Source organism: Arthrobacter nitrophenolicus (assembly GCF_045833485.1).
Taxonomy (GTDB): domain Bacteria; phylum Actinomycetota; class Actinomycetes; order Actinomycetales; family Micrococcaceae; genus Arthrobacter; species Arthrobacter nitrophenolicus.
In genome coordinates, this window is record NZ_CP174504.1 from 4,100,698 (window position 1) to 4,113,181 (window position 12,484).

Genomic DNA, 12,484 nt, shown 5'->3' on the forward strand with positions numbered 1-12,484 from the left:
CTCCTAGAGCAACCCGCTTCCGGTCCGGGCAAGGACGTGTCCGCGGGGGCCGGAGAGCCGGAACCAGCGGCCGGCGCGGTACAGCTTCTGGTCGCCGTCCGCGAGGAAACCCAGGGCGAGGGCGGCGAAGGCTGCACCCGCAGGCAGCCCCGAATCGTCCAGTTCCCTGCCCCACACGGCTGCCCTCGCGTTGTTGACGATCATCGCGCCCGGCTTATCCGGCACAATCGAGGCCACTTCGGCGATTCCGGCTTCGGCTGCTTCCCGCAGGGACGCGTCGCTTCGCGGGCCCAGCAGCTCCCAGCCGCTGCGGGGCGCACCCACGCCCGTCCAGGACTCGGTGACGGTGGTGGGCGGAACCGGCAACTCGACGTCGTCCTCCCCTGCCCTGGCCAGGCGGTCCAGCACAGCCGACAGCGTCACCGTAACGTCCGTTTCCGACGGCGCTGCCAAGGCCATGGTGCGCAGCCCGAGGATGGTGGGGGTGGATTCACCCAGCAGGCGGGGCCGCAGCACGCACACGTACGCGGCGAGGACGGAACCCGCGGCCTGCAGCCGGATGGCGCCGTCGTCGATCGCTTTGGCGCGCGTGGCATAAGTCTTCAGGTCGGCAAGATCGCGGGGATCAGCGAAGCGGAAGGACGAGGTGAGGAGATCAGACACATCAAGAACACTACCGGCTGGGCCGCGGTTGAGCAGTGCCGGGGCGCCGTCTAGAGTCAAACCATGACTGAAGCCGAAGCCGGACTCCTGGCGCCGCCGAACGGTGACCCCACGTTGTCGCTGATCAAACTGCTTGACCTTGGCCAGCTGGAGGGAGCCCGGACGGACGAGGACATCTTCCTTGGGCCGTCGCAGCAGCAGCCCCACCACCGCGTGTTCGGCGGCCAGGTCCTGGCGCAGTCGCTGATCGCATCCATCCGCACCGTGGACCCGGAGCGGTTCGTCCATTCCATGCACGGGTACTTCCTGCGGCCGGGCGATGCCAACAAGCCCATCACGTTCGGGGTGCAGCGCCTCCGGGACGGCCGCTCCTTTTCCGCCCGCCGGGTCCACGCCTACCAGGACGGCGTGCCCATCCTGTCGATGATCGCGTCCTTCCAGGGCGAGGACGAGGGCGTCGAGCACGAGTCGGCCATGCCTGCCGGGATCCCGGACCCCGAGTCCCTGCCCTCCACCGCGGACCTGCTCGGCAAGTTCGACAATCCCGTCGCGCGGCACTACGCCTATGAACGGCCCTTCGATATCCGGCACGTGGATCCGCCGCTGTACATCTCGGCCAAAGGCACCCGGGAAGCCCGCAACGCGGTATGGATGAAGACGTTCGGGCCCATGCCGGACAACGCCAACCTGCACCGGGCGGCCCTCGCCTACGCCAGCGACTACACGCTCCTCGAGTCCATCCTGCGCCGGCACGGCCTGAGCTGGATGACGCCGGGAATGAACGTTGCCAGCCTCGACCACGCCATGTGGTGGCACCGGCCCGCCCGCGTTGATGAATGGCTGCTCTACGTCCAGGAGTCCCCCAGTGCGCAGGGCGCCCGCGGGCTGGCCACCGGCAAGATCTTTAACCAGGCCGGCCAGCACGTGGCTTCGGTGGCGCAGGAGGGCATGGTCCGGGTTCCCACGGATGTGAAGAGCAAGGTGGTGGGGGCTTTCCAGTCCAAGGTCCTGGAACACCAGATCCGCAAAGCCGGCCGGGAGTAGCAGGCACGACGATACGCAGGAGGCCGGCACCCAACGGGTGCCGGCCTCCTTGGCGCTTGACTCCTAGTCGCGGGTCAGGCGGCGGTGGGTCACACGGTGCGGCTTGGCAGCATCGGGGCCCAGGCGTTCCACCTTGTTCTCCTCGTAGGACTCGAAGTTGCCCTCGAACCAATACCACTTGGAGGGGTTTTCGTCGTCACCTTCGTAGGCCAGGATGTGCGTGGCCACCCGGTCCAGGAACCAGCGGTCGTGGGATACGACGACGGCGCAGCCGGGGAACTCGAGCAGCGCGTTCTCCAGGCTGCTGAGGGTTTCGACGTCGAGGTCGTTGGTGGGCTCGTCAAGGAGCAGCAGGTTTCCGCCCTGCTTGAGGGTCAGCGCGAGGTTCAGGCGGTTGCGCTCACCGCCGGAAAGCACGCCGGCCTTCTTCTGCTGGTCTGGGCCCTTGAAGCCGAAGGCGGCCACGTAGGCGCGGGACGGCATTTCCACCTGGCCCACCTGGATGAAGTCGAGGCCGTCGGAAACAACCTCCCACAGCGTCTTGTTGGGGTCGATGCCGCCGCGGCTCTGGTCCGCGTAGGAGATCTTGACGGAGTCACCGATCTTGAGGTCGCCGCCGTCCAGCGGCTCCAGGCCGACGATGGTCTTGAACAGGGTGGTCTTGCCCACGCCGTTGGGTCCGATGACGCCGACGATGCCGTTGCGCGGCAGGCTGAAGGACAGTCCGTCGATGAGCACCCGGTCCTCGAAGCCCTTCTGGAGGTTCTTGGCCTCCAGCACCAGGCCGCCCAGGCGGGGTCCCGGCGGAATCTGGATCTCTTCGAAGTCAAGCTTGCGGGTACGGTCAGCCTCGGCTGCCATTTCCTCGTAGCGCGCCAAACGGGCCTTCGACTTGGTCTGCCGGCCCTTCGCGTTGGAGCGGACCCACTCGAGTTCCTCGGCGAGGCGCTTGGCCTGCTTGGCGTCCTTCTTGCCCTGGATCTCCAGGCGGGCGCGCTTCTTCTCCAGGTAGGTGGAGTAGTTGCCCTCGTAGGGGTATAGGTGGCCGCGGTCCACCTCGGCGATCCATTCCGCCACGTGGTCGAGGAAGTAACGGTCGTGGGTCACGGCCAGGACGGCGCCCGGGTAGCTGGAGAGGTGCTGTTCGAGCCACAGGACGCTTTCGGCGTCCAGGTGGTTGGTGGGCTCGTCGAGGAGCAGCAGGTCCGGCTTCTGCAGGAGAAGCTTGCACAGGGCGACGCGGCGGCGCTCACCACCGGAAAGGTTGGTGACGTCGGCGTCGGCAGGCGGGCAGCGGAGGGCGTCCATGGCCTGTTCGAGCTGGGAATCCAGGTCCCAGGCGTCGGCGGCATCGATGGCTTCCTGGAGCTTGCCCATCTCCTCGAGGAGGGTGTCATAGTCAGCGTCAGGGCTGGCCATTTCCTCGGAAATCTCGTTGAAGCGCTGGATCTTGCCGTAGATCTCGCCCACGCCTTCCTGGACGTTGCCCAGGACGGTCTTCTCTTCGTTCAGCGGGGGCTCCTGGAGCAGGATACCCACGGTGTAGCCGGGGCTGAGCCGGGCTTCGCCGTTCGAGGGGGTGTCCAGTCCGGCCATGATCTTGAGGATGGTGGACTTACCGGCACCGTTAGGGCCTACAACGCCAATCTTGGCGCCAGGGAAGAACGACATGCTTACGTCGTCAAGAATGAGCTTTTCGCCAACGGCTTTTCGGGCCTTGGTCATTGTGTAGATAAATTCCGCCATGGTTCCAAATCTAGTGGGTTGGCGGGCTTAACTCATATTTGCGGCAGACTCAGGAGCCGACGAAGCACTTGCCGTTCGCCAGCACGGGCAGGACCGTGACCGTCACTGTCCCTTCCCTGACCTGGCCGATGACGCAATCCTTGCCCTGCAGCACGGCCGCTTCAATGGCATCAGCCTCCAGGCCGGTGGGGGTACGGCTCTGGGAGACCTGCAGGACGCCGGGTGCAATGCCGGCGCCGGTAAGGGCGTCGGTCACCTGGGCGGTGGCCGGCTTGGGCGCCGCCGCCGCGAGCTGGGTCAGCACGGTAGTGACCGTCTCCTTAACCTCTTCGGTGGCCACAGCTTCGGGATTGGCTGAGGGCTTGGCCGACGTGTCTGCGAGCGCCTGGCCGCCTGCTCCGCTGTCTCCGGCGGGAGCAGTTTGCACAGCCGGCTCTTCATTGCCTGTGGCGGACCCGGCAGGTTCAGTGGTGGAGCCGGGGGTACAGGCCGACATCAGGACCAGGAGCGCCGCGCTTGCAAGCATACGAAGCGGCATCGTCCGGAAACGGAAGGATGCTGAGGGAGCAGCAGGTGAGCCGCCGGCCCTGTTGATCTGCCGGTGGTCAGGAGTAAGCCGCATGCTGTCATTCTGCCACGGCAACCTGGCCGGTTTTGCAGCCTGGGCGGACAGGGCGCGGCCGGGGGGTGCCGGCACCCTGCCCGCCCAGGAACCTGGTGGGCGCGTTGACTGGGGAAAGCTAGACTCCTGATTCGGCGAGTTCCCCCGTTTCCAGATTGAGCGGCACCAGGTTGCCGTCGCCGTCCTCCACGTAGGTGGCGGCAGGATCACCGCCATCCACGTCGTCGTCGCCGTCATCGGGTTCGTCGAGCGGGCCATCCGGGTGGATGGTGTGTGCCGGGCCGGGAGGGGTCCCGTGCTCCACAAGCGAGAGAGCCGGCTTCGTGGAAGAACGGGTGAAGTTGGCCGTGCCCCACATGAGGTCATGGCCCACGGAGTCGGCGTCGATGGTGTGGGAATAGTAGACCCTGCCGTCCCTTTCCCAGCTGCGGATCTTGAGCTTTCCTACCACGATGACGGGCTGGCCCTTCCTGATGCTGCAGCCAATGCTGCCCGCAAGGTGCCGGTAGCCCTGGACCAGGAACCAGTTTGTGTGGCTGTCGGACCAGACGCCGGTCTCCCTGTCGCGCCGACGGGTGGTGGAAGCTATGCGGAAGGAGGCAGTGGCGGTTCCTCCCGGCGTGGTGCCGCTCGTGATCTCGGTGGCAACAAAGCCCCGGATCGTGATGGTGTCGCTCATCTCTTCGTCCTGTCGTTAATGGTGATGCCCTAGCAGGCAAGACCAGCTTGCCGCCGGAGCGTTGACGGGGCGAGGGCACGCAGCTCCTATGTGGACAACATCGCATTCGCGACGCCTGTAGAGGGGAAGTCGACCACCCGGGGATGGACACGCACCACAGGCAGTCCCGGCAATGTAAACTTTTCGAGGCGCCGGAGTTCAGCTCCGGATGCACCTGCCTCAGTAGCTCAGGGGATAGAGCAGCGGCCTTCTAATCCGCCGGTCGGGGGTTCGATTCCCTCCTGGGGCACGCCGGATGACGCCTTCGGTTCGAGGAACCGGAGGCGTCGCGCGTTAACGCCGGGTCAGGACTGCAGCAGGTGTGGCGCGTCGATCAGCGAGCGGACCACGCTGCCGGCGGCGCCGAGAAGCGCCCCTGACTCCCCCACCACGGAAAGAGTCACCTGCTCCGGGGAAAACCTGCCGGGGGCGTACCTGCCGAGGCTTGCCAGCAGCGGTGCCCGCAGCCACGGATCGAGGACGGCGAAGTGGCCACCGAGCACCACGGAGCCAATGTTTACCACCCGCATGGTCGAAGCCAGTGCCACACCGAGATACCGGCCGGCACGGTTCACGGCCGCCAGCGCCGCGGGTTCGCCCGCCTGCAGCGCCTGTACCAGCAGGGCCATCGACGCAGACCGTGTCCGGGTATCGGCTGCGATACCGGCGGCGGCAAGGATCGCGTCCTGGCCCGCCACTGTTTCCAGGCACCCGGTTCCCCCGCAGGAGCAGCCGGTGCCGTCGGGTTCCACCACCACGTGCCCAACCTCCCCGGCATGCCCGTCCGGGCCCGTAAACAGTTCGGAACCGATGACCAGCCCGCCGCCGACACCCACTTCGCCCGAAACGAACAGGAAGTCGGAGCCGTCCTTTGGCCGGTGCCGTACCTCGGCCAGGGCTGCTGCGTTGGCTTCGTTGAAAAGCGCCACGCCCAGGGGCGCGCCCGGCAGCACCGCGCCGGGCTCCAGCGTGACGTTGGCCCACCCCAGGTTTGGCGCGGTGAGGATGCGTGCCGCCGCGGGATCCACAAGACCGGGCACCGCGAGCCCTCCACCCAGGACCTCGACGCCGCGCTCCCCCGCCGCGGCCCGGACCGTGCCGGCCAGGCCTGCCAGTGCCGCCAGCACGGGGCCTGTACCCGCGGACCGGTTGTCCTGCTCGCGCACTTCATGGACCAGGAGGTTTCCGGACAGGTCCACCAGCCCCGCCGCAATGTAGTCGACGTTGATCTCCATGCCCAGGACACCACGGGCGGGATTGAGTTCAAGGCCGACGCCGGGCCGTCCGCGGCCCTGCTGGCTTTGCCCTGTTTCACGCAGGAGCCCCGCGTCCAGGAGGTCCAGGACCAGGCTGGACACGGACGCCTTGGTCAGCCCCGTGGCAGTGGCCAGCTGGGCCCGGCTGGGGTGGATACCGGCGGGCGCCTTGGCTACTGCCCCAAGCACCAGCGCGGTATTGCTCCGGCGGACGTCGCCCATGCTTCCGGGCACGCCGGCCGCAGTTGCAGGCAAAGCCGGGGCAGTCGCCAATGGAACCTCCCTAAAGAATTTTTCTCCGGCTGGGGCGCCGGACCTCTTGACCCCAGCCTACGGCGGTGCATATAGTTCAGGCAATGAACTAATTGCCCGCACTGCTGCGGCACGAATGCAAGGAAGCATCAATGACCCTCTCCCCCACCCCCGCAGACAAGTTCACCTTTGGCCTCTGGACCGTTGGCTGGACGGGAGCCGATCCGTTCGGCGTTGCCACCCGCGCCGCCCTTGACCCTGTTGAAGCCGTCCACCGCCTCAGTGAACTCGGCGCCTACGGCATCACCTTCCATGACAATGACCTGATCCCCTTCGAAGCCACCGCTTCGGAGCGGGACCTGATCCTGAAGAACTTCCGGGCAGCCCTCGCCGAAACCGGCCTGAAGGTACCCATGGTCACCACCAACCTGTTCAGCCACCCGGTGTTCAAGGACGGCGGCTTCACCTCCAACGACCGCTCCGTCCGCCGCTTTGCCCTGTCCAAAGTGCTGCGCAACATCGACCTCGCCGCCGAGTTCGGCGCCGAAACATTCGTTATGTGGGGCGGACGCGAAGGCAGCGAATATGACGGCTCCAAGGACCTTTCCGCCGCCCTTGACCGCATGAAGGAAGGCGTGGACACAGCCGCCGCCTACATCAAGGAAAAGGGCTACAACCTCCGCATCGCGCTCGAGCCCAAGCCCAACGAGCCCCGCGGCGACATCTTCCTGCCCACCGTCGGCCACGGACTGGCGTTCATCGCCCAGCTCGAGCACGGCGACATCGTAGGCCTGAACCCCGAGACCGGGCACGAACAGATGGCCGGCCTGAACTTCACCCACGGCATCGCCCAGGCCCTCTGGGCCGGCAAGCTCTTCCACATCGACCTCAACGGCCAGCGCGGCATCAAGTACGACCAGGACCTGGTCTTCGGCCACGGCGACCTCACCAGCGCCTTCTTCACGGTGGACCTGCTCGAAAATGGTTTCCCCAACGGCGGCCCCAAGTACGACGGCCCCCGGCACTTCGACTACAAGCCCTCCCGCACCGACGGCTACGACGGCGTCTGGGAGTCCGCCAAGGCCAACATGGCGATGTACCTGCTCCTCAAGGAACGTGCCACCGCCTTCCGCGCAGACTCCGAGATCCAGGAAGCCCTCGCGGCCTCCGGTGTCTTCGAACTCGGCGAAGCCACCCTTGCCCAGGGCGAAACCGCCGCGGACCTGCTCCAGGACGCAGCCTCGTTCGAGGATTTCGACGCCGACAAGGCCGCCGAACGCTCCTTCGCCTTCGTCCGGCTGAACCAGCTCGCCATCGAACACCTCCTGGGCTCCCGCTAGGCCATGGCCCTCGTAGCAGGCATCGACAGCTCCACCCAGTCCTGCAAGGTGGTGATCCGCGACGCGGACACCGGAGCGCTGGTACGGCAGGGACGGGCCGCCCATCCGGACGGTTCGGAAATCCACCCGGAGCACTGGTGGACGGCACTCCAGGAAGCCATCGCCCGGGCGGGCGGGCTCGAGGACGTTGCCGCGGTCTCCGTGGGAGGCCAGCAGCACGGCATGGTCTGCCTGGACAGCGGCGGGGAGGTAGTCCGGCCCGCCCTGCTCTGGAACGACACCCGCAGCGCAGGTGCCGCGGCGGACCTGATCAAGACGGCGGGCGACGGCGACATTGCCGCCGGCGCCCGCTACTGGGCAGAAACGACCGGCACAGTGCCAGGAGCCTCGCTGACGCTGACCAAGCTGCACTGGCTGGCGGAAAACGAACCGGAAAACGCCGCCAGGGTGGCTGCCATCTGCCTTCCGCACGACTGGCTTTCCTGGCGGCTGATGGGCCACGGCCCCGGCAGCGGCGGGGAAGGGCTGCAGGCCCTCGCCACGGACCGTTCTGACGCGTCGGGGACGGGGTACTACTCGACGGCGGAGGGCCGGTACCTCCCGGAGGTCCTGGCAGCCTCGCTCGGCCACGTGCCGGTGCTGCCCAGGGTGCTCGGCCCGCTCGAAGCGGCAGGCCGGACTCCGCAGGGTGCCCTCGTCGCCGCCGGCGCCGGGGACAACGCTGCCGCCGCCCTCGGCGCCGGGGCACGGCTGGGTGACGCCGTAATGTCGCTGGGCACCTCCGGTACGGTCTTTGCCGTCTCGGAAACGCCGGCGGCGGACCCCTCCGGACTGGTGGCCGGCTTCGCCGATGCCGCAGGGCACTACCTGCCGCTGGTCTGCACCCTGAACGCCACGCGCGTTTTCGATGCGACGGCGGCGCTGCTGGGAGTGGACCTTCCGGAATTCAACCGGCTTGCATTGTCGGCGGCGCCCGGAGCGGGGGGCCTGACCCTGGTCCCGTACTTCGACGGCGAGCGGACGCCCAACCTGCCGGACGCCACAGGATCGCTGCACGGCATCACCCGCGCGAACTACACCCCGGAGAACATGGCATGTGCAGCCGTCGAGGGCGTGGTCTGCTCACTGGCCGACGGGCTTGCCGCGCTGCAGGGCCAGGGGGTCGCCGCCCGGCGGATCCTGCTGGTGGGCGGCGGCGCCCAGTCCGCCGCCGTGCAGGAGGTGGCACCGCGGCTGCTGGAACTTGATGTCGCCGTGCCGCAGCCGGGCGAATATGTGGCCGACGGCGCCGCACGGCAGGCCGCCGCGGCATTGGCGGGACGCTTCCCGGAGTGGGCGGCAGACGCCGTCGTTCTTTCCGCGGGCAGGGACGACGCTGGAGTGCTGGCCCGTTACCGGAGCTGCGCGGCGCTGTACGCCTAAGCTCCACCACACAGAAGACAGCTCCACCACACAGAAGACCCGGACCGCGCTGCGTGCGCGGTCCGGGTCTTTTCTGTGGGGCGCAGGCTCCTGCCGTGACGTAGCAGGAGCCCGCGGTCTGGCCAGGTATCCGGACGATGTCAGGCGAACGGGAGGACAAGCTCCGCGTAGCGCTCCTTCACCGTGGACAGGACGGTGTTGCCGTCCGTGTCCCAGATTTCCTGGTTGAAGATTTCCACTTCGATGTCGCCGGTGTAGCCGGCGTCGCGCACCCAGGTGCCGATGGTGGCGAAGTCCACCACGCCGTCGCCCATGTATCCGCGGGAGAGCAGCGGATCGGCGGCGATGGGCATGTTGAAGTCGCACACCTGATAGGAGGCGATCCGGTTTTCGCGGCCGGCGCGTTCGATCTGCGCCTTCAGTTCCGGATCCCACCAGACATGGAAAGTGTCGACGGCGACGCCCACCGTAGAGGCGTCGAACGGGGCCGCGAGGTCCAGCGCCTGGCCGAGGGTGGAGATCAGTGCACGGTCCGCGGCGTACATCGGGTGCAGCGGCTCAAGCACCAGGCGGACACCGTTCTCCTCCGCGAACGGGACAAGGTCGGCAAGGCGGTCCGCCACGCGCTGGCGTGCGGCCACCACGTCCTTCTCCCCCGGGGCCAGCCCGCCCACCACCAGGAACAGCTCCCGGGTGTCCAGGGCAACGGCTTCCAGGATGGCCGCCCGGTTGTCCGCGAGCGCGGCCGCCTGGCCTTCGGCGTCGGCAGCCGTGAGGAAGCCGCCCCGGCAGAGGGAGGAAACCCGCAGCCCGGCGTCCTTGATCAGGCGCGCGGCCTTGTCCAGCCCGGCCTCCTCCACGCGGTCCCGCCAGGGGCCGATGGCGGGGATACCGGCGTTGACGCAGCCCTCAACGACCTGCGCCAGGGTCCATTTCTTGGTGGTGGCGCTGTTGATGGACAGGCGCGAAAAGTCGCTCATACTCCCACTCCGTTGATCCGCAGGTAATCGGACATCCGGAAGGCGGCCAGGGCGGGGTCCTTCAGCAGACCGGCCTGGTCGGCCAGCTCGAAGGTTTTGGCCAGGTGGCAGACGGACCGTCCGGAGTGCAGGCCGCCCACCATCTGGAAGCCGGGCTGCTTGCCGTTGAGCCAGGACATGAAGGCTATGCCGGTTTTGTAGTAGAACGTGGGGGCGCTGAAAATGTGCTTGCCCAGCTCGCGGGTGGAGTCAAGGATTTCCCGCGCCTTGGCGGCGTTTCCGGCGTCGTAGTTCTGCAGGGCCACCGAGGCGGCCGGATAGATCGCCGCGAAGATGCCCAGCAGCGCGTCCGAGTGGTGGCTGCCGTCGCCGTCGATGAGTTCCGGGTAGTTGAAGTCGTCGCCGGTGTAGAGGCGGACGCCGTCGGGCAGGGCCGCACGCAGGGCCACCTCGTGGCTGGCGTCCAGCAGCGAGACCTTCACACCGTCAACCTTGTCCGCGTTGTCCTTGATGAGGTTCAGGAACGTCTCGGTTGCGGCGGGCACATCGTCAGAGCCCCAGTAGCCGGCGAGCGCGGGATCGAACATGGTCCCCAGCCAGTGCAGGATGACGGGCTGATCCACTTCCTGCAGCAGGGTGGAGTACACGTTCACATAGTCCTCGGGGCCGCTGGCCACCTTGGCCAGGGCTCGGGATGCCATGAGGATGACCTTGGGCCCGGCCTCGCTGATGACGGCGATCTGCTCGCGGTAGGCCTCAAGGACAGCCTTGAGGCCGGCTTCACCGACGGGAAGGGAGTCGATGTCCAGCTGGTCGGTGCCCGCACCGCACGCAACGAGGTCGCGCACGGACTTGCCGGCAGTTGCTGCGTTGCCGGCCGAGACCACCGAAGCAGCTTCCACGCCGGTGCGCTTGATGAGCTGCTGGGTGGCCGCCCAGTCCAGGCCCATGCCGCGCTGGGCGGTGTCCATGGCATCGGCGACGCCCAGGCCGTAGGACCACAGCTCGTGCCGGTAGGACATGGTGGCGTCCCAGTCGAGCCGGGCCGGGGTCCCGGGGGTGTTGTCGGCGAGGACTTCGGGAATGACGTGCGCAGCGGCATAGGCGCGCCGGGCCGTCAGCGGGGCGGTGGGGCGGGCCCACGTGGTGGCACCCTGGAGGCGGTACTCGCGGGTGCCGCCGTCGGAGGAGGGAAGGATGAGCGAGGTCATTAGAGGGTGATCTCCGGGATGTCGATGGTGCGGCGTTCGTCGTTGGACTGCAGGCCGAGCTCGGCGAGCTGGACACCACGGGCGGCGGAGAGCAGGCCGAAGCGGTGTTCGCGGCCAGCAACGACGTCGCGCAGGAATTCTTCCCACTGCAGCTTGAAGCCGTTGTCCAGTTCGGCGTTGGCCGGGACTTCCTGCCACTGGTCACGGAAGGATTCGGTGACGGGCAGGTCTGGGTTCCAGACGGGCTTGGGGGTGTGGGCGCGCTGCTGGGCGACGCACTTGTTCAGGCCGGCGACGGCGGAGCCGTGCGTGCCGTCCACCTGGAACTCCACCAGTTCGTCACGGTAGACCCGGACGGCCCAGGAGGAGTTGATCTGGCCGATGACCTCGTCGCCGCCCGGGGTTTCCAGCTCGAAGATGCCGTAGGAGGCGTCGTCCGCGGTGGCCTTGTATTCCTTGCCGGCCTCGTCCCAGCGGGCGGGGATGTGGGTGGCGGTCTTGGCGTTGACGCTCTTGACCTTGCCGATGATGCCTTCCAGGACGTAGTTCCAGTGGCAGAACATGTCCGTAGTCATTCCGCCGCCATCTTCCTTGCGGTAGTTCCAGGACGGGCGCTGCGCGGCCTGGATGTCCCCTTCGAAGACCCAGTAGCCGAATTCGCCCCGGATGGAGAGGATCCGGCCGAAGAAGCCTTCGTCCACCAGGCGGCGGAGCTTGACGAGGCCGGGCAGGTACAGCTTGTCGTGGACGACGCCTGCGGTGACGCCTGCTTCCTTGCCCATGCGGGCCAGTTCAATGGCTTCCTCGAGGGTTTCCGCGGTGGGCTTTTCGGTGAAGATGTGCTTGCCCGCCTGCATCGCCTTCTTCAGGGTTGCGGCGCGAAGGCTGGTCATGGACGCGTCGAAGACAACATCCACGGTGGGATCGTTGATGACGGCGTCGAGGTCGGTGCTCCACTCGGCAACCTTGTGCTTTTCGGCGAGCTCGCGGATCTTGGCCTCGTTGCGTCCCACCAGGATGGGCTCAACCTGGACCCGGGTGCCGTCCTCCAGGGTGAAGCCGCCGGCATCACGGATCGGAAGGATGGACCGCAGCAGATGCTGGCGGTAGCCCATCCGGCCGGTGATGCCGTTCATGGCGATGCGGATCGTTTTCGTTTCGAAGCCCATGTGTCCTCCACGGTGAGTGAGCAGTTTTACTCAAGTCGTATTGGGAAAGCGCATTCCCACT

11 protein-coding genes and 1 tRNA gene are annotated in these 12,484 nt (G+C 67.3%); 4 read left to right on the forward strand and 8 right to left on the reverse strand.

Annotation, left to right across the window (positions count from 1 at the left end):
- Positions 1 to 3 precede the first annotated feature (3 nt).
- Positions 4 to 663 (reverse strand): hypothetical protein, encoded by a 660-nt coding sequence (locus ACJJV6_RS18955; RefSeq protein ID WP_407709563.1) that lies wholly within the window; start codon positions 661 to 663, stop codon positions 4 to 6.
- 63 nt (positions 664 to 726) lie between these two features.
- On the opposite strand from ACJJV6_RS18955, the gene ACJJV6_RS18960 reads away from it, so the two are divergent.
- Positions 727 to 1,707, forward strand: coding sequence for an acyl-CoA thioesterase II (locus ACJJV6_RS18960; RefSeq protein ID WP_354176093.1), 981 nt, complete (start codon positions 727 to 729; stop codon positions 1,705 to 1,707).
- Positions 1,708 to 1,770: 63 nt separating this feature from the next.
- Here ACJJV6_RS18960 and ettA read toward each other — a convergent pair whose 3' ends face one another.
- From ettA to ACJJV6_RS18975, 3 genes are all read right to left on the reverse strand, one after another.
- Positions 1,771 to 3,453 (reverse strand): energy-dependent translational throttle protein EttA, encoded by a 1,683-nt coding sequence (gene ettA / locus ACJJV6_RS18965; protein ID WP_009372887.1) that lies wholly within the window; start codon positions 3,451 to 3,453, stop codon positions 1,771 to 1,773.
- Positions 3,454 to 3,502: 49 nt separating this feature from the next.
- Positions 3,503 to 4,075 carry a DUF6993 domain-containing protein gene (locus ACJJV6_RS18970; RefSeq protein ID WP_407709564.1) on the reverse strand — a complete coding sequence of 191 codons (573 nt, stop codon included), beginning with the start codon at positions 4,073 to 4,075 and terminating at the stop codon, positions 3,503 to 3,505.
- A 118-nt stretch (positions 4,076 to 4,193) separates the two neighbouring features.
- Positions 4,194 to 4,754 carry a single-stranded DNA-binding protein gene (locus tag ACJJV6_RS18975; RefSeq protein WP_133351784.1) on the reverse strand — a complete coding sequence of 187 codons (561 nt, stop codon included), beginning with the start codon at positions 4,752 to 4,754 and terminating at the stop codon, positions 4,194 to 4,196.
- 216 nt (positions 4,755 to 4,970) lie between these two features.
- On the opposite strand from ACJJV6_RS18975, the gene ACJJV6_RS18980 reads away from it, so the two are divergent.
- A tRNA-Arg gene (locus ACJJV6_RS18980) sits at positions 4,971 to 5,043 on the forward strand.
- Positions 5,044 to 5,098: 55 nt separating this feature from the next.
- On the opposite strand, the gene ACJJV6_RS18985 is transcribed toward ACJJV6_RS18980, so the two are convergent.
- On the reverse strand, positions 5,099 to 6,271 hold the full coding sequence (locus ACJJV6_RS18985) for an ROK family protein (RefSeq protein WP_407710524.1): 1,173 nt from the start codon (positions 6,269 to 6,271) through the stop codon (positions 5,099 to 5,101).
- A gap of 182 nt (positions 6,272 to 6,453) precedes the next feature.
- On the opposite strand from ACJJV6_RS18985, the gene xylA reads away from it, so the two are divergent.
- Positions 6,454 to 7,641: a xylose isomerase gene (xylA, locus tag ACJJV6_RS18990; protein WP_407709565.1), complete on the forward strand. Its 1,188-nt coding sequence runs from the start codon at positions 6,454 to 6,456 to the stop codon at positions 7,639 to 7,641.
- Between the two features lie 3 nt (positions 7,642 to 7,644).
- Positions 7,645 to 9,063 (forward strand): xylulokinase, encoded by a 1,419-nt coding sequence (xylB, locus tag ACJJV6_RS18995; RefSeq protein WP_407709566.1) that lies wholly within the window; start codon positions 7,645 to 7,647, stop codon positions 9,061 to 9,063.
- A gap of 140 nt (positions 9,064 to 9,203) precedes the next feature.
- Here the strand turns inward: xylB and ACJJV6_RS19000 are convergent, their stop codons facing one another.
- Genes ACJJV6_RS19000 through ACJJV6_RS19010 form a run of 3 tightly spaced genes read right to left on the reverse strand, consistent with a single transcriptional unit; the run spans position 9,204 to position 12,423 of the window.
- A complete protein-coding gene (locus ACJJV6_RS19000) occupies positions 9,204 to 10,043 on the reverse strand; it encodes a sugar phosphate isomerase/epimerase family protein (protein WP_407709567.1) in 840 nt (279 codons plus the stop codon).
- Positions 10,040 to 11,254 (reverse strand): dihydrodipicolinate synthase family protein, encoded by a 1,215-nt coding sequence (locus ACJJV6_RS19005; protein WP_407709568.1) that lies wholly within the window; start codon positions 11,252 to 11,254, stop codon positions 10,040 to 10,042. The genes ACJJV6_RS19000 and ACJJV6_RS19005 overlap by 4 nt, the downstream gene beginning before the upstream one ends.
- Entirely contained in the window at positions 11,254 to 12,423 is a 1,170-nt protein-coding gene (locus ACJJV6_RS19010) for a Gfo/Idh/MocA family protein (protein WP_407709569.1), read from the reverse strand. The genes ACJJV6_RS19005 and ACJJV6_RS19010 overlap by 1 nt, the downstream gene beginning before the upstream one ends.
- Between the last annotated feature and the right edge of the window lie 61 nt (positions 12,424 to 12,484).

What these genes read in the sequence shown, in the direction of transcription:
- ACJJV6_RS18985 (WP_407710524.1), bottom strand. Translation starts at nt 6,271, where the DNA reads ATGGGCGACGTCCGCCGGAGCAATACCGCGCTGGTGCTTGGGGCAGTA.
- ettA (WP_009372887.1), bottom strand. Translation starts at nt 3,453, where the DNA reads ATGGCGGAATTTATCTACACAATGACCAAGGCCCGAAAAGCCGTTGGC.
- ACJJV6_RS19005 (WP_407709568.1), bottom strand. Translation starts at nt 11,254, where the DNA reads ATGACCTCGCTCATCCTTCCCTCCTCCGACGGCGGCACCCGCGAGTAC.
- xylA (WP_407709565.1), top strand. Translation starts at nt 6,454, where the DNA reads ATGACCCTCTCCCCCACCCCCGCAGACAAGTTCACCTTTGGCCTCTGG.
- ACJJV6_RS19010 (WP_407709569.1), bottom strand. Translation starts at nt 12,423, where the DNA reads ATGGGCTTCGAAACGAAAACGATCCGCATCGCCATGAACGGCATCACC.
- ACJJV6_RS18975 (WP_133351784.1), bottom strand. Translation starts at nt 4,754, where the DNA reads ATGAGCGACACCATCACGATCCGGGGCTTTGTTGCCACCGAGATCACG.
- ACJJV6_RS18960 (WP_354176093.1), top strand. Translation starts at nt 727, where the DNA reads ATGACTGAAGCCGAAGCCGGACTCCTGGCGCCGCCGAACGGTGACCCC.
- xylB (WP_407709566.1), top strand. Translation starts at nt 7,645, where the DNA reads ATGGCCCTCGTAGCAGGCATCGACAGCTCCACCCAGTCCTGCAAGGTG.
- ACJJV6_RS18970 (WP_407709564.1), bottom strand. Translation starts at nt 4,075, where the DNA reads ATGCGGCTTACTCCTGACCACCGGCAGATCAACAGGGCCGGCGGCTCA.
- ACJJV6_RS19000 (WP_407709567.1), bottom strand. Translation starts at nt 10,043, where the DNA reads ATGAGCGACTTTTCGCGCCTGTCCATCAACAGCGCCACCACCAAGAAA.